Raw genomic sequence first — 21,665 nt, 5'->3', positions numbered from 1 at the left:
CCATTTATATGGACAGGCCGGGGCTTCATTTTGTTTCACTGTCCGGCTTCAGAATCAGGGAGGCCGGACTTTCGCTTTTTTTTACGGCATGAATTAAAATAAAGCATATACCACAACACAGTATGTTGGATCATGGAAGATATGAGGGGGCGCACGATGTTCAGGAAGGATTATCTGCTCCGCATGATGGAGGAAATGACAGAGGCGATTGGCAAGGCTTTTACACTGAGACAGCAGCGCAAACACACTGAGGCCTTGTCTGAACTGGATGAGCTGATGCGCAGACAATTTGGCATGAATCTATCTTTGCTGAACTCTCTGCCGGCAGAGGATGTAATTGAAATGTTCCGTTTTCGCGGTGTCATAGAGGTGGACAACTTGCAGCAAGCAGCCAGACTTATTGAGGAAGAGGCACATATCTATCAGGAGAAAGCTCAGGTAGAGGGCATTGATGAACAGGAGCAGCTGGAAACGGAGGATGCGGCGCTTGTACGTTTGATGCGAGCTTTGCATTTTTATCTGTATGCCATGAACCATGGTGCGAATCGCGAACTGCTGCACGTACCTGATCGTATAGAGGAGGTTATAACGCATATTCAGGGATATGAGCTTCCAGCTCGAACGGAAAAACAGCTTGCATTGTACCGGGAACAGCAGGCGCGATACGATGCGGCCGAGAATAGCTGGTACAGATTGCTGCATCTTGGTTCGGAATATCCGGTACAGTACAAGGAGGACGCAAGGGCGTTTTACGAGAGATTGACGGAGCTTACGGATGAGCAGCTGGAGCAGGGTGGCTTGCCGCGCGACGAGGTGGAAGAGGGGCTTGCACAGATCAGAGATCTGGAAACCAAACGTCAGCAGAAGAATGGATGAGCAGGCTTCAAAAACATATTAGAGCTATAGCAGAAGCAACCACTGAATTTATGATTATATCTCAATGAAACCTACAGTTAAGCCTGTAACTGAACTGGCCCATTTCCCCCTGACTTGACATCGGCCGAACAGGTTCTTTACTTGGAGAGGAAACAGAATTATGGTATGGTAACGGTTGACCAAACCAAATCGAAAGTGAGATGTACCCCGTGGATTCGTTGCGAAAGCTTATAAAAGATATTTTTGAACAGAACTCGCTGATTACGGCGACCTGGAGTCAGCTGCGCAGACGGGACAATGTTTCGTTTACCAAAGTGCAGGTGAAGCCGGTTACGCTGAAGAATCAGCTTCATTACCAGTTTGCTTTTCATTATTCCAATAAAGTGCTGCATGAGAATTTGTCCCCGGCCGAAGCGTTGGAGCGCATGACTTTGTTATGTGAAGAGACATTTCGTCAGGGATTGCTCTGTACGGCAGAGGCGGATTATCAAATTTTGATCAGCAAAAAATATAAAGTTTCCATTCTGACCAAGTCTCCCTCCAAAACGGCAGTGGATCTGTCCCATAATCGCAAAAAGCAATATGTGCTGGAGGAGGGCGTTCCGGTTTCGTTCCTCGTTGAGCTCGGCATTATGAATGAGGAAGGACGTGTGCTTGCACGCAAGTACGACAAGTTCAGACAGATCAATCGTTTCCTGGAGATGGTACAGGATGTCATTCCGCATTTGCCGGAAGGACGTCCGCTGACCATTGTTGATTTTGGCTGCGGCAAGTCGTATCTGACGTTTGCGCTGTACCATTATTTATCCGTGCAGCAGCGTCGTTCCCTCAATATTGTCGGTCTCGATCTGAAGGCAGACGTAATTGAGCATTGCAATGATCTGGCCAGACGCTTGCACTACAGTGATCTGAAATTCCTCGTTGGAGACATTGCAGATTACGATGAGCTGAACGAGGTGGATATGGTGGTTACACTTCATGCCTGTGATACGGCTACAGATGCGGCACTGGAGAAGGCAGTGCGCTGGGGAGCATCCGTCATTCTGTCCGTACCTTGCTGTCAGCATGAGCTGTATGATCAGGTCGAGGCTTCCGTTATGAACCCGATGCTGTCTCATGGCATCCTGAAGGAACGTTTCTCTGCACTCGCTACGGACGCCATTCGTGCCAAGCTGCTGGATGTGATGGGATATAAGACACAGCTGCTGGAATTTATTGACCTTGAAAATACGCCCAAAAATATTTTGATTCGCGCTGTTCGCGGTCAGGCAGGTCAGGTGCAGGACATGTGGAGCGAATACATCGCATTCCGCGATTTTATTCACGCCGATCCGTATCTGGAACGTGCTTGTGCAGACCTGCTTCCGGTTGAAGGCAGCAGAACTGCAGGCAAAGTGGACAAAGAAACACTTCAAGATGCTGCCAAGTGTAATCTTCATTAGCTTGTAGGAGAAGCAGCAGACATGAGATGTTAGCTAACGTTTTGGTGCAAACGGATGAATTCTGATTACCGCCAGTCATGTGGCAGCTTCTATGGATAAGACAAATATTCAAGTTGCGGCGCAAGATGGCAGTAAAAATGCCTGCTATAAGGTGTGTACAGCTGTAGAAAGGGGCATACTGCTGCAAGGGTCGTTTTACTTGATGCGCAGATGCTGGGATACAGCTTGGATCGAGGGAATAGGAGACAATTTGTTTACTCCAAGTAAATTTAAATTCAAACTAAATGACTTGCGCCAAGTGCAGGTATGAAAAGGATAGGTTGTCGCTGGTAATCAGGAGATGATCTGAAGGCCAGGCAAACGTTAAGGCAGAAGGACCCGGAATGGGAACCTTCTGTCTTTTTTTATTTGTGATATTGATACTTAACGCTTAACACAATGGGTGTGCACGCTAAAAAGCTGTTGAAGCGCATGGGAGGTGTGGAATGAACGATGGAGGCTTGAAGGCAGATAAGGCTGGGCGGGAGGCAGGGTTAGCAGGAGAGGAGCGTGGAGCCGAAACAGGAGGCGCAGGGGAAGCGGATCAACAGAAGCAAGTTTATGGGGAGAGTGAAAAATACAGGGAGGAGTGTGATAATCAAGATCTGTTGGCGGGGTCAAGTGAACACGTAGAATACGGGTGCTATTTGCAAGGTGAACAAAATACATATAACGGTACAGCTGGTCCACAGCAAGCGTGGAGCTCCAGATCAAGGCTGCCTGCATCGGAAGGCGGCGGGAACAAGAAAAAGGAGCATGGCAGGTGTATGATTGGATCAAAACACACGTTTGTTATCGGTTTGAGCATGATCGTTATTTTGCTGGCTGGGTGTGTTAACAGTGGGTTGTTTTACATTGCCGACCTACGCCCTGTTATGGTCATCACAGCTCTCATCGTGATGCTGTCGCTTTTTATGTACTTTAGAGGCAAGAGGGGACTGGAGCGGACTAATCCGGGTTTCATGAGTGCAGAGTCCATACGTCTGCGCAGGGCGGGCGTGATGCTGATCGCTTTTCCTGCGGCAATGATGATGTGTTATGCCGCGCATGTCTGGGCAGGCTCGGCAAGCGCGCAGGGCAGCATGGATGAAATGCTGCGCTGGAGCCTGCTGACGATGTTTGCCCTGCTCGCGGCGCTGCTGGTCGTGAGCCCAGGGGGTGTGAGCTGGCTTGCCTGTGGCTGGCAGCTGGCCGGCGGCATGCTTGTGCTAAGCGGCCTGCTGGCCGTGTGCGGTGTGCTGCCGCTGCCTTACGGGGTCATGCGCACAGCGGACCCCGAGATTAGCTCTGCCGGCGCAAGGCTCGGCGGATTGCTGCAGTACCCTAATGTGTACGGTGCCGTCGTTGGCATGTACACATTGGAGCGGCTGACAGCCGCCGCAGGGGTGCTGGCCGGGCGTGCCGTCCCGGCCCGGCGCCTCCTCGCGGCGGTGCTGCCGCTCATGCCCGCGCAAGCGGCGCTCCTGCTGAGCGAGTCGCGCGGCGCCCTGCTGGCGGCCGGCTGCGCCGCGGCCGCCTTTGCCTTGCAGCGGCGCGGTGCCCGCGTGCCGCTGCTACTGGCCTTGGCCGCGCCGCTGGCATGCGCGGCCTGGCTATACCGCCAGCTGGCTGCTGCCCAGCTGGCGCCTGCCCCCGTGCCCGGCCTGCTGGCCTTGGCCGGGGCATGGGCAGCTGCGCTGCTCGGCACGCTGCTGCTGTGCCGTCTATGGCACAGCGGCGCCCGAAAAGGCCGCGCCGCTGCCATGGCGGCCCTTGTGCTGGCGTGTATGACCGCCGCACTGATGGCCACCGCCTCCACCGCTGATCGCTTCGCGGCGGGTGTCGGCACGGGCACATCCCGCTTACGGATGTGGCGGGATGCCCTGCATCTGTGGACCGAGGCCGCATGGCTCGGCCACGGGGGAGACACATGGCGCACTATGTTCCGCGCCATGCAATCCTCGCCGTATGTCGGCGGCGAGGTTCACAGCGGGCTGCTTGATCTGGCCCTGGATACGGGCCTGCTCGGCATCGCGCTGCTGGCAGGGTGGCTGCTCTTCACCCTGCGCAGCCTCCGCCGCTTCGCACCGCGGCTGCTGCCGCCCATGCTTGTCTTCGTCCTGCATGGTGCAGTGGACTTTGATTGGAGCTTTACGCTCACCTGGATGCTCGTCATCTGGCTCGCGGCATGGGCAGCTGCGCTGAGACTGGAAGCGGATTCCATATCGCCCCTACAGTTCATTTATACCGGATTTGCCTGCATCGAGGCTGGCGTCCGTACCTGCAGCTACATTTATAATCTTCTCCATATCGCTATCTCTCACCGCATATCTGGTTCATTAAAGCGTTATGCAGTGCTTCTGCTGCTTGCATCTTGGCTTGGCGGAAGCATCTGCATGACAGCACTGCAGGCTTTGGCTGAACTGGAGTATCGTCATGCACGTGAAGGGATGGTGGGGAAGGAGGCGCGTAATGAGCATCTGCGTACAGCCTACCGCTTGAATCCGGCACGGGCAGTGGTGGCGATTTCTCTTGCGCGCACGCTGCAACATCAGGAAGCCGCAGCAATTCTGCTGAACAGCCTGTCCTACTCGCCGTATGATTTCGAGCTTTATTCAGAGCTTGGGCGATTGACTGCTCTAACGGGCAACGGATATGAAGCGGGGCAATATTGGATAAAGGCGGTCTCCTTGAACCGTTATGATTATCGCATCCAGAATGCAGCGCTGTACTGGATAGAGCAGGCGGCGCTGACAGAGCTTCAGCGGGGGAATATACAGCAAGCCAAGCAGACGGCCGCAATCGGAGTACAGATATATGCTCGTTATGAAGAGCTGGCAGTTCAGGTCAAGGCAGAGCATATGCGCAATGACCGTCGTTTCCTGCTACAAACGTCAGCTGCTGTAACAGGTGAGAGCTTGCGCAGGATGGTAACGGATTCCTTGGGAGGACCGCCAGATCTGGCTAATAAATTGAAGTAAGGCCATGTATACCTGAGATGTATTTACTGGACTTGATCCGAGGAGAGATCATGACACAGCCTGAAATCCGGCTCATTTGTTTTCATTGTCCTGCTTCATGGCAAAGGCAAGTACCGTCATGCCAGGAACAGGCTGACGTGACGAGCCATATTCTCGTCTTCCTGGCTCCCGGCATTTTTTCTACAGACGGTATCCGCCAAAGGCGTGTTTGAATGCCTCGTTGAGCGGGTCGACTTCAATCTCCCACAGGGCTGCAATCTCTGCGCTGACTTCGGCATTCCACCAGTCACACAGTTTTTTGCGGTCATTGCGATGTTCTCCAATCCACAGCAGGTTCGCAATGACTTTGGCATAGTAGCATTCTTCAGCCTGCTTCATTCGTTCCGGAGAGATGTACAACTTTAACCGCTTGGCTGTCCGATACAATTCCTTGCTGCAGGCGCGGCGAATTCCACGGGCAGAAGGCAGGTTCTGACCGGATTGCTTATGTTTGACCGGGGGAGATCCGGGTACAGACTTGAATGACATATGCTCACGCTCCTCTCCCCATACCATATGCGGAGCGCCGTCTGCGGGATACTGTGTATGCTCGCCAAGTAGCCACGTTCAGGGGCCTGTGATAAAATAAGGACGAAACTCCACGGTGCGGCAGGGCACCTCCATTCAGGACAAAGAAAGAGGGTTGAGATGGACGTTATTCATAACATAGTCAGCCAATTATTCGACTGGATTCAAAGTCTCGGGTATTTCGGTATCATGCTTGGTTTAATGCTGGAGGTGATCCCGAGTGAGATTGTGCTGGCATATGGCGGTTTTCTCGTTTCTCAGCATCAGATTAACTTCTTCGGGGCGCTGATCTTTGGTACAGTGGGCGGAGTTCTGGCCCAACTGTTTATTTACTGGATTGGTCGTTATGGCGGCAGACCTGTACTTGAACGCTACGGTAAATACATACTGATCCAGAAAAAACACATTGATCATTCTGAAGAGTGGTTCCGCAGGTACGGTACGGGTGTTATTTTCACAGCACGCTTTGTTCCGGTTGTGAGACATGCGATTTCCATTCCGGCTGGCATCACGAAAATGCATACAGGCAAGTTCATTTTGCTAACTACACTCGCTGTTATACCTTGGTCTGCATTGTTTATATATCTAGGAATGGTTCTTGGCGATCAGTGGAAGCATGTTGACGAGAAGGCGGCGCCGTATATTACGCCAATTCTGCTCGTTGCCCTTGCTCTGTTGATTGGTTATTTCGTTATTAAATGGATGAGTGCACGTAAAAAGAAAGGAAGTGTGAAGTAATGTCCAAGCCTAATGTATCTCACAAATTCGGTAAAGGTCTTTCACCGAAGGAATTTATCGCAAGTATGACCAAAAATCAAAATGAATTTCAGACGAACTATGACAGCTTTGCCTGGGCAAGCGAAGATGATCGTGAATTTTTCGAAAGTCTCAATTATCGGGATGACCTGCGTGTACTGATTCTGGCAGCAGATTGGTGCGGTGATGTAGTTCGTAATATTCCGGTCGTATTTCAAGCGCTGGAGATTTCGGGGGCTCCAACCGAAGTGCTGATTATGGAGAATCATCCTGACGTGATGGATGAGTTTCTAACGATGGGTGGTCGTTCGGTGCCAATTGTGATCATTGCAGATACGGGTGGACATGTGCTTGGGCAATGGGGGCCACGTCCGCAACATGTGCAGGAGGTTATGGTGGAGTTTAAACGACTGAATCCTGATCGTGAAGCGGCAGACTATCAGGACAATATGGCCGAGGCGCGCAAAGAGATTTTGAAACGTTATGGGGAAGGAACGGAGTCCCATGCAGTCATCATTCGTGAGCTGCGTGAGCTGATTTCGGGTTTTTAATTCATATGCTGAATATTCGTACATTTACACTCGGGCCACTGCAAACCAATGCCTACCTGTTACAGGGGGAGGACCTGGGCAAAGCGGTTATAGTTGATCCCGGAATGAATCCTGGCCCGCTGCTCAAGGCGATTCACGATCTGGAGATTGAAGCGATTCTTCTGACTCATGCTCACTTCGATCATATTGGTGGTGTGGAGGAGATTCGCAAGCTTAAGGGCTGTCCCGTATATTTGCATGATCTTGAGAGCGATTGGCTTCCTTCGGCAAAGCTGAATGGCTCGTTGAACTGGCCGCAGGTCACACCGCCAATTACAGCATCACCCGCAGAATTTGCTCTGGGTGAAGGTCAGAAGCTGAATCTGATCGGCCACTCCTTTCAGGTTTTCCATACACCAGGTCATTCGCCCGGCAGCGTAAGCCTGCTCTGTGGAAAGGATTTGTTTGCCGGGGATGTGCTCTTTCGGATGGGCGTAGGCAGAACGGACCTGACAGGAGGTCGTGAACGCGATCTGGTGGATTCCATACAGAACAGGCTGTATCAATTTTCTGACGATGTTGTTGTGTATCCGGGTCATGGTCCCAAAACAACGATAGGGTATGAGAAACAGAACAACCCTTATGTTCCTTCAAGATAATTCGACAGTTTGTGTGAAAAGGGTCTGGACAAGCGGCAATTTTTTCATTAGAATAGCTATTAGTTGTTACAAGCATTAAGGCATCACTTAACTAAAGCGTTGAATAGAAGCACCCTAACTCGCGAAGCACGCAGACTGTGGTCCATACCCGGTTTGCGTTCTTTTTTTGTTTTTGGAGCTGTTTGAAGTTATTTTGATGACGAAAGTGAGGGAAGTGGATGTGAAGAAAATAAATGTACTTCAGCTAAAGCAAGTGACGGAATACACCTGTCTGGATGATCGAGGACCTGTGGCAAGTTCCGTAGTGCATTCAATGATCAGAGAATCAGTCAGTCAGAACATATACATACCTAACGATGGTCTTACGACTAGTTATAAATACAAGCAGTCCCAGAGATTAGAGACAAAACAGATGATTCAGAACACGAAGCTCCAGCCAAAAAATATTTGGCATCGTCATGTGTTACGAAACGGAGCCAACAATCAACGTTGGTTCGACAAACTGCAGGAATACCGAAATGGAGTCTGATTGCCCGGGAAATTGTCGCATTCTTTATTTTAAGATTGCCATGTAATCATTTGGTGTTGAACGTTTCGACTTAGTCCGTCGTATTATCTTCAGATCGAACAGGAGGCAGGTGATAACCATAATGCAAACGGCTGAGCTGGAGGAAGTTCGCAGGGCGGCAGAGGGAGATGACAGCGCACTGGCGGCACTGCTGCAGCGCCATTATTCCTATGTGTACAAATACCTTGTCAAAGTTACAATGGACTCTAATCAGGCGGAAGAGATTGTGCAGGACACCATGGTTCGATGTATGGAGAATATACGGCGGTATGATGGCACATCAGCGTTCTCATCTTGGATAATCACCATCGCAACCCGAATATATATTGACAGGATCAGGCGCAGGAAGAGAGAGCAGAGCTGGCTTGATCTGGCTCGCCAGCAAGCAATTCGTCGTTTTCGCTGGAAGATCGAAAGTCGAAACGAAGAATGGACGGACGTGATGGATGCGATGACAAGGTTAACTCCCGAGCATCGCATTACGGTGCTGCTGAAACATTATTATGGCTATAGTTATGATGAGATTGGGGCAATGCTGGGCATACCTGCCGGAACAGCCAAATCTCGCACAGCTTATGGTCTCCGTCAATTGAGAAAGGAGCTGGAGTAGATGAGCGGATCTGATGAGACACAGGAAAAGGAGCTATTGCAGCAGCTGCAACAGTCTATGGAAGTGCTGGATGATGTATGTGAACCGGCAGATATTCCATCGCTTGCGTCACTCGAAACTTTTGTCAGAGAGCAGAGGCGCATCAAGCGCAGAGCCAATCTGGTTGAAATGCTCTGCTTCTGGCTCGTCGCGCTGATGGTGATTACACTGGGAATATTACTATTTGTTTCTGCTCCTGCTGTATATTTGGGCATACAAGTATTAGGCACAGCTATTGCAATCGTCGCTGCTGCTTTATGGTTTGTCCGGCATCGGAAGGGGACGGTGCATCATGAATAAATTACATTATTCATTGGATGAGATTCCTCCGATTCTGCTCGCTATACTGGCGTTGATGCTCCTGATTCAAGGCACATGGATGTTTCAGGATGCACGCAAACGGGACCGTTTTCCCTGGTTATGGGGATTGTGGGGCATTACCAGCTTCCCCGGACCGCTGCTGATTTATTGGCTGGTAGTGATTCGAACAGACCGTAAACGACACACAAGAAGCAAGCGTAACAGATAACATGAGCACGTCAGATAAGAGGTAGCGTGAGCTATATAAAAAGATTTTGCACAAATATGTTGTTTGAAGCTAGTATTCCTAGACATCGTTATTCTTTTCTAGTAGACTATACAAATAAATATGAATGATAGACTATCAGGAGGTTAGACGATGCTGCGATTAGGAGAGAAGGTTGTCATCGTCGCGGATGCGTTTGAGCAGAATCTTCCTGTGGGGGAATATGGATACATCATCGCTTATGACCGGAATCCGGACAATGCGTTCGATTACGTGCTTCGAGTGCCGCTGGTTAATCGGAACTTTTTTGTTCCATCCGGTGACGTCGATCTGGAAGAGGTTCTGCTGAAGCAGGAAGCTGAGCGGGTCGAGCGAGAAGCGTTGATAGATTACGCCCTTGCGACACATAACGAGAAGCTGTTTCATCACTTGATGAACGGAGAGCTTCAAGCTGTGGAAGAGGAAGAAGAAACCGCGAACGAAATGATGTCCCAAGCGGATTTTATAAAGCAGGTTAATCTGCGTGCATGGATTTAAGTGTTCGAATTTCAGGAGTCGGCTGATGCCGGCTCCTTTTTTGCATTTGCATTGAATTGTCGAACTATCTCACCTATAATTAGAAAAGTTATCTTGGGACTTTAGCCCGTTAAACGAACGCTTTGTTTTCAGGTACTGTCCCAGGCACAGAACGAATGAAGGAGGCATCCGGTAATGAGTATTTCGAATAATGACGTTCAGCATGTGGCCAAGCTGGCTCGGCTTAATCTGACTGCTGAAGAAGAACAGACGCTGACAGGCCAACTGAACGCGATCTTAAAATATGCAGAGAAGCTGAACGAGCTGGATACAGACAGCATTGAGCCGACCACTCATGTATTGCATGTCAGCAACGTCATGCGTGAAGATGAGACCAAGGAAAGCCTGTCCATTGAACAGGTTATGCACAATGCACCAGAAGAGGAAGACGGGCAGTTCAAAGTGCCTGCTGTCATGGAATAACGGATAATCGGAAGGAGGACAAGCACTGTGAGTTTATTTGAACATTCGCTACCTGAGCTACATAACAAGCTGCATGCCAAGGAGCTGTCAGTCAGCGATCTGGTAAATGAGGCGTATATGAATATCGGTGCGCATGATGACAAGGTGAAGGCGTATTTGACACTGGACGAGGAGAACGCACGTGCGCGCGCACGTCAGCTCGATGATCGTCTTGTGAGTGGTGAGGAGAAAGGCTTGCTGTTTGGTCTACCAGTAGGCATTAAGGATAACATTGTAACAAACGGGCTGCGCACCACCTGCGGAAGCCAGTTTCTTCGCAACTTTGACCCCGTATATGATGCAACTGTTGTCGAAAAGCTGACAGCGGCTGGTACGGTAACTCTTGGCAAACTGAACATGGATGAATTCGCCATGGGCGGTTCCAACGAAAATTCCAGCTTCTCGCCTGTGCATAATCCATGGGCGCTAGATCGTGTTCCGGGAGGATCGTCCGGCGGTTCAGCTGCTGCAGTTGCTGCGGGTGAAGCGTACTTCACGCTTGGATCAGATACGGGTGGTTCCATTCGTCAGCCTGCTTCCTATTGCGGAGTCGTTGGTTTGAAGCCAACGTACGGACTGGTGTCCCGTTTTGGTTTGGTGGCATTTGCATCATCTCTCGACCAGATCGGACCTTTGACTAAAAATGTAGAAGATTCTGCTTATGTACTGCAAGCCATTGCTGGTTATGATGCCAAAGATTCGACATCTGCCAAAGTAGATATCCCGGATTATTTGAGCGGACTGACGGGTGATGTAAAAGGATTGCGTATCGCCGTACCGAAAGAATATATCGGGGAAGGCGTGGATCCACAGGTTAAAGAGACTATTCTTGCTGCGCTTAAAGTGCTGGAAGGCCTCGGTGCTACGTGGGACGAGGTGTCTTTGCCACATACCGAATATGCAGTTGCAACCTATTATTTGCTTTCTTCTTCTGAGGCGTCCTCTAATCTGGCTCGTTTCGACGGCGTTCGTTATGGCGTGCGTGCAGAAAATCCGGAGAATCTGCTGGATCTGTATCACCAGTCCAGAAGTCAGGGCTTTGGTCCGGAAGTGAAACGTCGTATTATGCTTGGAACGTATGCACTCAGCTCCGGTTACTATGATGCGTATTATTTGAAAGCTCAAAAGGTGCGCACACTGATCAAACAGGATTTTGATGATGTGTTTGCCAACTATGACGTTATCATTGGGCCTACAGCGCCAACACCGGCATTTAAGCTCGGGTCTCAAGTAGACAATCCGCTTACGATGTATCTGAACGATATTTTAACCATCCCGGTTAGCTTGGCGGGTGTTCCAGCTGTCAGCATCCCTTGCGGATTCGCAGACGGGCTGCCTGTTGGCTTGCAAATTATCGGTAAAGCTTTTGATGAAACAACCGTATTGCGCGTAGCACATGCGTATGAACAAAATACAGCATTCCACAAGCAGCGTCCGCAGCTGTAGACTGCCAGGAACGGAGGTAAAACGAAATGTCCGCATCTAAATATGAAACGGTCGTTGGACTCGAAGTCCACGTGGAGTTACATACCAACTCCAAAATTTTCTGTGGCTGCTCCACCGCTTTTGGAGCCCCGCCGAACACACACACCTGTCCTGTCTGTCTCGGGCACCCGGGTGTATTGCCCGTGCTGAATCGCCAGGCTGTTGACTATGCCATGAAAGCAGCGATGGCGCTGAACTGTACCATTGCTGATGTCAGCAAGTTTGACCGTAAAAACTACTTTTACCCGGACTCACCTAAAGCGTATCAGATTTCACAATTTGATCAGCCAATCGGTGAGAATGGCTGGATTGATATTGAAGTGAATGGCGAAACCAAACGTATCGGTATTACTCGTCTGCATCTGGAGGAAGACGCAGGGAAGCTTACACACGTAGATGGCGGCTACGCTTCCCTGGTAGACTTTAACCGTGTCGGAACTCCGCTCGTGGAGATTGTATCCGAGCCGGAAATTTCTTCCCCGGAAGAAGCGCGTGCATATCTGGAAAAGCTGCGTGCGATCATGCAGTACTGCGAAGTGTCGGATGTGAAGATGGAAGAGGGGTCCTTGCGTTGTGACGCCAACATCAGCTTGCGCCCGCATGGACAGGAGAAGCTCGGTATTCGGGCGGAGCTGAAAAACATGAACTCCTTCCGCGGTGTACAGCGCGGTCTGGAATATGAGCAGTATCGTCAGGCTGAAATTCTCGACGAAGGTGGCGAAGTCGTTCAGGAGACACGCCGCTGGGACGAGGCTCAGGGCAAAACATTGTCCATGCGTGGTAAAGAGCAGGCGCATGATTACCGTTATTTCCCGGACCCGGATCTGGTGAAGTTGCATATAGATGCCGAATGGAAAGAGCGTATCCGAGCTTCTATTCCAGAGCTGCCGGATCAACGTAAAGCCCGTTATACAGCAGATTATGGTCTGCCAAGCTATGATGCCGAGGTGATTACGTCCTCCAAAGCGATTGCTGATCTGTTTGAAGACAGTCTCAAATATACACAGGATGCCAAATCCGTATCCAACTGGATTATGGGTGACCTGTTAGGATATCTCAATACGAATAACCTTGAGGTAACACAGGTGCCGCTGACGGGTCAAGGGCTTGGCGAGATGATTGGTTTGCTGGAGAAAGGCACAATCAACAGCAAAATCGCCAAAACCGTATTTAAGGAAATGCTGGAGAGCGGCAAGCTTCCACAGCAGATTGTTGAAGAGAAGGGGCTTGTTCAGATCAGTGACGAAGGAGCCATTCTTGCCATTGTAGAGCAGGTGGTTGCAAACAACCCACAATCCGTGGAGGATTACAAGGCAGGTAAACAAAAGGCAATCGGTTTCCTCGTAGGTCAGGTCATGAAAGAAAGTAAAGGCAAGGCGAATCCAGCCTTAGCTAATCAACTGCTTACAGACGTACTGAACCGCTAATCCTTCCGGTGAAGCCGGACAGAAAGAGGCTCGTCCCTGTGACAGCCTCTTTTTGCTATGAAATACGCTGACGTATCGTATTGTTTGGGTCCAACGGTTTATTTAGCCTGAGACGAGGGAGCTGTTTTTAATGATGAGTATTCAATCATTATCACTGCATGACGAAGATACGTTAGGTCAGTTGTGGAGGCTACAGCATGTGGCTTACCGGCTGGAAGCAAAGATGATCGGATTTCAGGATATTCCGCCTTTGCTGGATACGATGGAAACCTTGCAGAACTGTGGAGAAACCTTCTACGTATGCTTGGATGAACAGGATGGGGAACTGCTTGGTGCGGTCGCCGTGGCGGAGGAAGAAAAAAACACACTGACGATTACACGTATGATGGTTCATCCCGATCATTTCCGCAAAGGCATTGCAGCTTCACTCATGCAGCATGTTTTTGCAGAGCATCCAGACGTGCCTCGATACATCGTATCTACAGGCACACTCAATCAACCCGCAGTGAATCTGTACAGACGATTTGGCTTTGAACCCGTGGAAGCGGTACAGATTGCACCGGGAGTGGAATTAACGACATTTTATAAGAATAAACTTTAAGCATGTGAACAACTTAGGGGGGAACTACGACGTTGAGTGGTCCTTGGTTTATTGATGAATGGCATATTTTACTTCGTTTACTGCTTGCCATGCTGCTTGGCGGCCTGGTCGGATTGGAACGCGAGCGCTCCAACCATGCGGCCGGCCTTCGGACGCATATTCTGGTTTGTCTTGGATCAGCACTAATTATGATGCTGTCTATTTATGGTTTTAAGGATTTTGCACATGAATTAAACGTCAGGATTGACCCGGCACGTCTGGCTACTGCAGTGATCACCGGCGTTGGTTTCTTGGGAGCGGGAACGATACTTTTCACAGGCAAATCCATTACTGGGCTTACAACCGCAGCTTCGATCTGGGTTGTCGCGGCGATTGGTCTTGCGGCAGGGGCGGGTTTCTTTTTTGCCTCCATCGTTTCAACCGTGCTTGTGCTCCTGAATCTATGGGTCTTTAACAAATTAGAGCTACGATATTTACGTGGTAACAAGCTGCATGTGATTACCCTGCATACCTTGTCCGAGCCTGGGACATTAGAGAAGGTGTCGTCTTTTATGGAGCAGGAGAAGATTAAAATTCGTAAAATTACGGTCAATGAGCAGGATCTTTCTTATGCAGAAGTCACACCTGTTGAACGGAAAATAGAAATTGTGCTGCACGTGCAGGTGCCGCATGAATTTAAAACGATAGAAATAGTCTCCAAGCTGAGGCAGTGGGAGCACATGACCAAAGTCTCTATTGAATAAAGAAAATCTCAACCCTCCGAGTGTAGCAACGGCGGAGGGTTTTTCGTAATATCCATTTTTCTTCCAGTTACTCTTATGGCGCTTTAGGGTACTATCTAACCAAATGCACGATGGGCGGAAGTGAACATTTTCCGGGGAAAGGAGTATGTTATGAAGAAGGGTCACACAGACGGCAAGCGAACGGTAAGGGCGAAGAAGCCCAAAAAGGTGAGAAATAAAACGCATAAATTCATTGCGGGTTTGCTTGGCGCTGTCATTCCAGGGCTGGGTCATATTTATTTGCGGCTGTACATGCGCGGTTTGACTTATATACTGCTCGTATTACTTGATTTATCGGCTTTGCTATATTTCTCCTCCATCGGTATACAGATCAATGTGCCGCTGCTAATTTTGCTCGCGCTATGTATTCCCGTCATCTATTTCTACAATGTTTATGACGTGTTGCAATCGGCTGACTGGGTGATGATGCGCAGACGGCGTGCTGTGACACAAGCGAACATGGACAAGCCGGTGCCCGGTGAACGTCCAGAGCGGGAGCGAATGATGGTATGGGAGCGGGGCATTTCGTTTGGACTGTTGCTTATTGTGGGCGGAGCGCTGATGGTGCTGTTTTTCCGCAAACCACGCTGGTTTCAGGAACTGATCGCGATGTATGGAGCATATTCCTTCGCAGTTCTCATGATAGCAGGCGGCTTGCTGCTGTTTGGCCGGGAAATCTGGGGTATGCTGCGCAGGAAGAAAACATAGGGTAATCGTGCAGGGAGGGAAAGGAATGAACCGTAAAATCCGGGTTGGACGATATACGGCTGCGGCCTTGATTATAGCAGTCGGTGTGCTGCTTATTTTGGATAAACGGTGGGGAACAGACTACCTATATGAGGTCGTGGACTGGTGGCCATTTTTACTGGTCAGCTTCGGTGTGGAGTGGATTGTGTTGTTTCTGTGGACGCGCGGAAGAGGCAGACGAGATTCAGAACACATATCTTCAGGAGATGAACCCCAAAAAAGACGCTTTAGACCGGATGCCAAGGGCATACTGTCTTCTTTAATATTGACAGCTTCCGTATTTATTGTGACCGAACAGGATCACTACATGCATTTATGGAACCGGGTAAGTCTCAATCTGGGCGCTGCCTCCATGGATTATAGCCAGGCTGCCGGATATATGGAGGACAAGGGTGTCATCGGGGTGCCTGTACGGATGGACACTTCGGATATCGTGGTTGAAGGGGTCAATGGGGACATAACGCTACAGCGTGGAGATACGAATGAGATTCAGGTGAAAACGGTGGTCTGGGTTGATCAGGCGTCTGAAGTGCAGGCCAAGGCTGTGGCGGCGTCTTCCTTTGTCGAGGCTGAAGGGGACAAGGTTATACGGATCAAAACGACAGGTAAGGCATATGGTGACAATGAAAAAACACAACCGCGTATGAATATGACTATAACCATCCCGGATGATCGTCGGTTTAATCTGGATATCCGTACGTCCAACGGCGCCATTTTGCTAAACCGTCCTGAGGCGATCAAAACGATTGTTGCAGAGACGGGCAACGGAAGAATTCGTATTACCAATGCGGTCGGTGATATTACGGGCAAGACACTGAACGGGGACGTGATTGTAGCCAACGCGACAGGCAATGTAGATATGGATAGTAATCGAGGGGATATGAAGGCGCGTGGCGTTTCAGGAGATGTGGATTTGACCACGCAAGTGGGGAACATCAGCATTACAGACTCCTTGGGCGAGTTTATTGCGGAGACACGAAACGGAAATATTACGCTGGATAGTGCCAATCTCGGTGTTAAAGCTCAGTCATTAAATGGCAGCATTCATATCGTCTCAACCAAAGTGGGGGGAGATTGGGATGTATACAGTGCCGTCGGGGCAATTAACATTGTGATTCCCGAACGTGGTGATTACAGCTTGACTGGCTCCAGCAGTTACGGAGATCTGCGAACGGATATGCCATTCAACGTCAAGAACAAAACGATTGAAGGGCAGCTAGGTGAAGGGGAGTATAGCATCAAAATCGAAGGTAACAGCGACCTGACCGTTCAGCGGAATCCGAAAGTTCCTGGTCTGGACAATAATCCAATTGAATCGCAGGAGGGTAATGGAAACGAGGGACAAACGACGGATTCAGGTGTGAATTCCAACCCGGATACAGCCGATGACCCCGCATCGTCGCGTTGACAATAAACTTGCAATCGCCGTACAATAAATGTACACTGGCAAGGTTACACGACCAGCGAATGAATGGTAAGGCGTCCAGCCAAGGGAAGGTAAGACGTCGATACAATGAAAGGTAAGGCGGTGGGCTTTATGGCAACACGTGTCCAACATGCGTTGGAGCAGCTCAAAACGACCGGTGTCCGTATTACACCCCAGCGTCATGCCATATTAAATTATTTAATGGAATCGATGGGGCATCCGACAGCTGATGAAATTTACCGGGCGCTCGAACCCCAATTTCCGAGTATGAGCGTGGCGACTGTATATAACAATCTGAAAATGTTTCTGGAAGCCGGTATGGTCCGGGAACTGACTTACGGTGATAATTCAAGCCGCTTTGATGCCAATGTAACGGATCATTATCATGTGATATGTGACCAATGCGGCAAGATTGAAGACTTTAGCTATCCTTCGTTAAAGAGTGTTGAGCTTCAAGCGGCTTCAAGCACGGGCTTTGAAGTGCATGGTCACCGATTGGAAGTATATGGTGTATGCAAAAGTTGCAGGGATCAATAGAGATGATTTACAATATTGACGTGTGGAATTCAGTATGGATTCTTCACGTTTTTTATTTTTTTACAGACAATTGAAACAAGCAAGGCACAATACCAGGGCTGGAACATTAGTCTTCATGGATTTTTACTAACATGATGGAATTAACGGAGGTAGTCGTTTGGGTAGAAAAAGCAAATATACACGTCGTAAACGACGTTCATTTTGGCCGGGATTACTCGGAGCTTGTCTTGTGGCTGGCGGTGCTTACTGGCTTATTACGAGTCTGTGGTTTAACAAGGTCTATGAAGACCCGGATTGGCTCGGAAGAAATCAGCCTATTTTTGTAGAGGGACAGTTTATGGACGAAGAAGCCTTAGGTACAGGCAGTCAGCTTAAACTTCCAGTGAAGGTGCTGCAAGAAACGATTGATCCGGGGATCAGGTACGAGCCTGACTCGGGGGATATCATTATTGCTTCGCCGCAACGTGTGCTTCATATGAAAGAAGACAGTACCAAGGCAGAGCTGAATCATCAGGATTATCCGCTGAAGGTGAAGCCGGAGGTCAAGGCAAATGAAGCATATATTCCCCTTCAACCGCTGAAAGAGGTGTACGGCCTTACCGTACAGGAGGATGCGACGACAGGTGCGGTGATTCTGATGCGTGGCGGGGATACGATACAATATGCAGTAATTGATACGAAGTCGTCGGATGAGGAGGAAACGGTCCCTTTATATAAACGTGGTGATGAATCTTCACCTATTCTTGCCGATATGCAGCAGAACACCAGAATACACGTATGGCAGACCGGGAAGGATCGAAGCTTTGTACAGATGGATAACGGTTATGCCGGTTATGTGAATAATGACTATATTGTTTTGGGTGAGAAAAAAACACTCGATACGCCGAAGTTTACATCAACCGCTGCGGAGAAAAAGTGGAAAAACAAACCGGTCAATCTCGTCTGGGAAGCGGTCTACAATCGTCAGCCTGACGTGGGTTCCATCGGGAAGATGCCGGGAGTTAATGTAGTCAGCCCGACATGGTTCCATATTACGGATGGCAAAGGGACAGTGAAAAGCAAGGCGGATCAGGCCTACGTCAACTGGGCTCATCGTTCAGGGATGGAAGTATGGGGACTGATGGATAACAGCTTTAATCCGGACATTACCAAGGACGCGCTATCAACTTATGCCAATCGTACACATATCATTGAACAGATGTTGGCGTATGCGCAAGCGTTCCGGCTGGATGGCATTAATATTGATTTTGAAAATGTGTATACCGATGATGGCCCTAACGTGACCCAGTTCGTTCGTGAAATAAAGGCGATGGCTCGCATCCATGGACTGATGTTATCCGTCGATGTCACGCCAAAGTCGAATAGTGAAATGTGGTCTGCTTTTTTGGATCGGCGGGGATTAGGAGCATTTGCTGATTATATTATGGTGATGGCATATGATGAGCACTGGGCGGCCAGCCCCAAAGCAGGCTCTGTAGCCTCGCTTCCATGGACAGAGTCTTCGGTGCGGCGCATATTGGATGAAGATGAGGTGCCAGCGAACAAGCTGGTTATGGCAGTTCCTTTGTACACACGTATCTGGACAGAAAAAGCAAATGAGCAAGGGGAGATTAAGGTATCCTCCAAGGCTGTAGGGATGAACGCTGTTCAGGAACTGATCAAGAAGAAGAAGCTTAAACCTGTACTGGATCAGGCAAGTGGACAGAACTATGTGGAGTATAAGGAAGATGGAGCTGTTCAAAAAATCTGGATTGAAGATGCGGTATCCTTGCAGGCAAGGGTAGAGCTTATGGCTTCGCTCAAGCTGGGCGGAGTAGCTGCATGGAACAGAAGCTTTGCCAATGCATCGGCATGGGAAACACTCAAGCAAGCGGGTTACTCTAAATGATGTTGAACTAATCATCTACATTATATGATTCAGTTAGAATCACAAGAAGGTCCGGTAGAGTTTACCGGGCCTTCTTTGTTTTTTTTTTAAAATGCAGGGGGCATGTAGTTATTCGGTAGGTGTGGCGGGAGGAGTGTTTATTTCTATAGGCTTACTCATCGTATTGGCCTTGCTTGGGTCCATCGTAAGGATTGTATGACAAAACATACAGCGGTCTGTCTTGCCCAGCATTTTGGTCAACTTGCCGCATTCTGGACAGTCGACCTGTACTGCGCTGGTGGAGAGCATCCCCGCCCAGAAATAAATGACTAAACTGCCAAGCATGGCGACAAGTCCTATAACCAGTCCTACAGCTGCGAATACTTTCCCTGCGTGACCCCAGAACACAATTCCGGCCGTACCCAGGATCATTAGGCCCATTCCTAGCATGGTTAGCAGTAATCCCCAAGTGCGAAAAGCATTAATTTTTGCTGATTTAAAAATCATGAAAAATGCTCCTATCGTATGAGTAGTATTGGACTCGAAAAAGCAGGAAACGTTGTACTTCATGTAGAATTACATTATAACTGACTTGGCGCCATTCTGCCATGAATTGTATAAATTGTATGGAGGGAATCGTGGAACTAAAGAACCTTGCTTTTTTGTCTGAACAGTCGGAAGAGACAGGGGCAGTTGGGGCTATCGCATACTCCCATCCGGGAGAGCGATTCCACGGCTCCCTGATTCAGGATTTTGACTTGCTGGTACTAATTGTACTCAATACAGATCAGTCTACATCAACTGTTGAACATTACAGATACGGTGACCTTCGTTATCAGTTGATCTATGCCAGCTGGTCTGAATTGCAGATTACTGCAGTTACAGGAGAACACTACAATCTCATGCAATGCCTGATTGAGGGAGAAATCATCTGGGAGACGGATGAACAGATCACTCAACTGCGTGAAGAATTATCTTCATTCGGCAATGAGCTAAGGGAGCAAAAGCTGTTTCATGAGTTCACCGGTTTTCTGAGAATGTACGTTGAGGCCAAGCGTCATATTCAGCAGGGACATGTTGTGGATGCGTATTATGATGCGCTGAAGGCTTTGGGAAACTGGGCCAGAATTGTACTTATCGAGCAGGGGATATACCCTGATCATGCCGTCTGGACTCATATACAGCAGTTGGATCGTGCACTGTGGAAGCTTTATCAGGAGCTCACGGTAAGTTCCGAAACGTTGGAACAGCGGGTAGAATTGATTTTGCTCGCGTGTGAATTTTCGGTCATGTCCAAGATGGGGGAATGCTCCGAACTGCTGCTGCGTGTGATCAGAAGCCGGAAGGAGCCGTGGAGTATTCATGAGCTTGTTCATCATCCTCAACTGAGATTTGTTCGGGAGGACCTTCCTCTTGTGCTTCGTAAACTGGTACTTCGTTCTATTGTAAAGGAATCAGCAGGCTGGCCCTCACTGGAAGGCGAGGGTCGCGAAATTCGTTATTGGATTGAAGCATGACATGAGCAAACATTTATAATGTGATGTACTGTATAAAGGAGGGGAAACCTTCCTTTTTTGTTTGTTTAATAATTTATAAGTTTGGTGTTGACTCCTGTCTGGAGAATATGGTACATTATATTTCGTTCCCCAAATGAGTGATTTGCTAAAATATTTGTGGAAAAGTGAAGAACAAAAAAGATTCACAAAGAGAAATAAAAAAGTTCTTGACGAAAACAAACGAAATGTGTTACATTATTCAAGTCGCCGCCGAAACTTGGTAGAGACGAAAAAAGAAGTAAACAAATCGTGTTTGATCTTTGAAAACTGAACAACGAGTGAGTAATCATTCTGCTTGCAGAATGAACGTGAAGGTTTTTGATACAAGCCATCTGGCTGTATGAAAACTGGAACAACAATGAGATTAACAATCTCGTCAGATTCAAAATGAGCTTATCGCTCTTTTCGATACCCCGATGAGTTGCACAGCGTTGAACGACGCTGCGGAATTCATCTTTATTGGAGAGTTTGATCCTGGCTCAGGACGAACGCTGGCGGCATGCCTAATACATGCAAGTCGAGCGGACTTGAAGAGAAGCTTGCTTCTCTGATGGTTAGCGGCGGACGGGTGAGTAACACGTAGGCAACCTGCCCTCAAGCTTGGGACAACTACCGGAAACGGTAGCT

General features: G+C 49.0%; 24 protein-coding genes and 1 rRNA gene. 23 read left to right on the top strand and 2 right to left on the bottom strand.

Features of this window, described 5'->3' with window-relative positions:
* Nucleotides 1–156 precede the first annotated feature (156 nt).
* The 4 genes from DFQ00_RS20530 to DFQ00_RS20515 all read left to right on the top strand — a co-directional run bounded on the left by DFQ00_RS20530 (nt 157) and on the right by DFQ00_RS20515 (nt 5,317).
* Nucleotides 157–876 carry a DUF6483 family protein gene (locus DFQ00_RS20530; protein WP_110898358.1) on the top strand — a complete coding sequence of 240 codons (720 nt, stop codon included), beginning with the start codon at nt 157–159 and terminating at the stop codon, nt 874–876.
* A gap of 200 nt (nt 877–1,076) precedes the next feature.
* Nucleotides 1,077–2,318 carry a class I SAM-dependent methyltransferase gene (locus DFQ00_RS20525; RefSeq protein WP_110898357.1) on the top strand — a complete coding sequence of 414 codons (1,242 nt, stop codon included), beginning with the start codon at nt 1,077–1,079 and terminating at the stop codon, nt 2,316–2,318.
* A gap of 91 nt (nt 2,319–2,409) precedes the next feature.
* On the top strand, nt 2,410–2,628 hold the full coding sequence (locus DFQ00_RS20520) for a hypothetical protein (RefSeq protein WP_110898356.1): 219 nt from the start codon (nt 2,410–2,412) through the stop codon (nt 2,626–2,628).
* A gap of 1,363 nt (nt 2,629–3,991) precedes the next feature.
* Nucleotides 3,992–5,317, top strand: a complete 1,326-nt coding sequence (locus DFQ00_RS20515) for an O-antigen ligase family protein (protein WP_341866278.1) — start codon at nt 3,992–3,994, stop codon at nt 5,315–5,317.
* Between the two features lie 180 nt (nt 5,318–5,497).
* Here DFQ00_RS20515 and DFQ00_RS20510 read toward each other — a convergent pair whose 3' ends face one another.
* Nucleotides 5,498–5,845 (bottom strand): dehydrogenase, encoded by a 348-nt coding sequence (locus tag DFQ00_RS20510; RefSeq protein WP_110898354.1) that lies wholly within the window; start codon nt 5,843–5,845, stop codon nt 5,498–5,500.
* 159 nt (nt 5,846–6,004) lie between these two features.
* Between DFQ00_RS20510 and uptA the strand changes: the two genes are divergently transcribed.
* The 17 genes from uptA (at nt 6,005) to DFQ00_RS20425 (ending at nt 19,503) form a co-directional block, all read left to right on the top strand.
* Entirely contained in the window at nt 6,005–6,622 is a 618-nt protein-coding gene (gene uptA / locus DFQ00_RS20505) for an undecaprenyl phosphate transporter UptA (RefSeq protein WP_110898353.1), read from the top strand.
* Nucleotides 6,622–7,191, top strand: a complete 570-nt coding sequence (locus DFQ00_RS20500) for a thioredoxin family protein (RefSeq protein WP_110898352.1) — start codon at nt 6,622–6,624, stop codon at nt 7,189–7,191. The genes uptA and DFQ00_RS20500 overlap by 1 nt, the downstream gene beginning before the upstream one ends.
* 5 nt (nt 7,192–7,196) lie before the next feature.
* On the top strand, nt 7,197–7,829 hold the full coding sequence (locus tag DFQ00_RS20495) for an MBL fold metallo-hydrolase (RefSeq protein WP_110898351.1): 633 nt from the start codon (nt 7,197–7,199) through the stop codon (nt 7,827–7,829).
* 196 nt (nt 7,830–8,025) lie between these two features.
* Nucleotides 8,026–8,358: a hypothetical protein gene (locus DFQ00_RS29610; RefSeq protein ID WP_110898350.1), complete on the top strand. Its 333-nt coding sequence runs from the start codon at nt 8,026–8,028 to the stop codon at nt 8,356–8,358.
* Nucleotides 8,359–8,479: 121 nt separating this feature from the next.
* The gene (gene sigY, locus DFQ00_RS20485) at nt 8,480–9,007 is read left to right on the top strand and encodes an RNA polymerase sigma factor SigY (RefSeq protein WP_110898349.1); all 528 of its coding nucleotides are present in this window, start codon (nt 8,480–8,482) and stop codon (nt 9,005–9,007) included.
* Nucleotides 9,008–9,346 (top strand): YxlC family protein, encoded by a 339-nt coding sequence (locus DFQ00_RS20480; RefSeq protein WP_110898348.1) that lies wholly within the window; start codon nt 9,008–9,010, stop codon nt 9,344–9,346.
* Nucleotides 9,339–9,575, top strand: coding sequence for a sigmaY antisigma factor component (locus tag DFQ00_RS20475; RefSeq protein WP_110898347.1), 237 nt, complete (start codon nt 9,339–9,341; stop codon nt 9,573–9,575). The genes DFQ00_RS20480 and DFQ00_RS20475 overlap by 8 nt, the downstream gene beginning before the upstream one ends.
* 150 nt (nt 9,576–9,725) lie before the next feature.
* On the top strand, nt 9,726–10,109 hold the full coding sequence (locus DFQ00_RS20470) for an ATPase (protein WP_110898346.1): 384 nt from the start codon (nt 9,726–9,728) through the stop codon (nt 10,107–10,109).
* Between the two features lie 174 nt (nt 10,110–10,283).
* Nucleotides 10,284–10,571, top strand: a complete 288-nt coding sequence (gatC, locus tag DFQ00_RS20465) for an Asp-tRNA(Asn)/Glu-tRNA(Gln) amidotransferase subunit GatC (RefSeq protein ID WP_110898345.1) — start codon at nt 10,284–10,286, stop codon at nt 10,569–10,571.
* A 27-nt stretch (nt 10,572–10,598) separates the two neighbouring features.
* Entirely contained in the window at nt 10,599–12,056 is a 1,458-nt protein-coding gene (gene gatA, locus DFQ00_RS20460) for an Asp-tRNA(Asn)/Glu-tRNA(Gln) amidotransferase subunit GatA (protein ID WP_110898344.1), read from the top strand.
* Nucleotides 12,057–12,082: 26 nt separating this feature from the next.
* Complete coding sequence (gene gatB / locus DFQ00_RS20455) at nt 12,083–13,522, top strand: Asp-tRNA(Asn)/Glu-tRNA(Gln) amidotransferase subunit GatB (protein WP_110898343.1); 1,440 nt, start codon at nt 12,083–12,085, stop codon at nt 13,520–13,522.
* Nucleotides 13,523–13,655: 133 nt separating this feature from the next.
* Nucleotides 13,656–14,123 carry a GNAT family N-acetyltransferase gene (locus DFQ00_RS20450; RefSeq protein ID WP_110898429.1) on the top strand — a complete coding sequence of 156 codons (468 nt, stop codon included), beginning with the start codon at nt 13,656–13,658 and terminating at the stop codon, nt 14,121–14,123.
* Nucleotides 14,124–14,155: 32 nt separating this feature from the next.
* A complete protein-coding gene (locus tag DFQ00_RS20445) occupies nt 14,156–14,866 on the top strand; it encodes an MgtC/SapB family protein (RefSeq protein WP_110898342.1) in 711 nt (236 codons plus the stop codon).
* Nucleotides 14,867–15,016: 150 nt separating this feature from the next.
* Complete coding sequence (locus DFQ00_RS20440; protein ID WP_110898341.1) at nt 15,017–15,613, top strand: hypothetical protein; 597 nt, start codon at nt 15,017–15,019, stop codon at nt 15,611–15,613.
* Between the two features lie 25 nt (nt 15,614–15,638).
* A complete protein-coding gene (locus DFQ00_RS20435; RefSeq protein WP_110898340.1) occupies nt 15,639–17,060 on the top strand; it encodes a DUF4097 family beta strand repeat-containing protein in 1,422 nt (473 codons plus the stop codon).
* Nucleotides 17,061–17,189: 129 nt separating this feature from the next.
* A complete protein-coding gene (gene perR / locus DFQ00_RS20430; RefSeq protein WP_110898428.1) occupies nt 17,190–17,615 on the top strand; it encodes a peroxide-responsive transcriptional repressor PerR in 426 nt (141 codons plus the stop codon).
* Nucleotides 17,616–17,772: 157 nt separating this feature from the next.
* Nucleotides 17,773–19,503 carry a glycosyl hydrolase family 18 protein gene (locus tag DFQ00_RS20425; protein WP_110898339.1) on the top strand — a complete coding sequence of 577 codons (1,731 nt, stop codon included), beginning with the start codon at nt 17,773–17,775 and terminating at the stop codon, nt 19,501–19,503.
* A 108-nt stretch (nt 19,504–19,611) separates the two neighbouring features.
* Here DFQ00_RS20425 and DFQ00_RS20420 read toward each other — a convergent pair whose 3' ends face one another.
* A complete protein-coding gene (locus DFQ00_RS20420) occupies nt 19,612–19,989 on the bottom strand; it encodes a DUF2614 family zinc ribbon-containing protein (protein WP_110898338.1) in 378 nt (125 codons plus the stop codon).
* 131 nt (nt 19,990–20,120) lie between these two features.
* Between DFQ00_RS20420 and DFQ00_RS20415 the strand changes: the two genes are divergently transcribed.
* Nucleotides 20,121–20,999 (top strand): nucleotidyltransferase-like protein, encoded by an 879-nt coding sequence (locus DFQ00_RS20415; protein WP_244213938.1) that lies wholly within the window; start codon nt 20,121–20,123, stop codon nt 20,997–20,999.
* A gap of 495 nt (nt 21,000–21,494) precedes the next feature.
* A 16S ribosomal RNA gene (locus DFQ00_RS20410) occupies nt 21,495–21,665 on the top strand; the annotation flags it as partial.

It is taken from the genome of Paenibacillus barcinonensis (genome assembly GCF_003217495.1).
In the GTDB taxonomy this organism is placed as follows: Bacteria; Bacillota; Bacilli; order Paenibacillales; family Paenibacillaceae; genus Paenibacillus; species Paenibacillus barcinonensis.
Note: the sequence above shows the minus strand (reverse complement) of the source record. Positions and strands in the feature narration are given on the sequence as shown.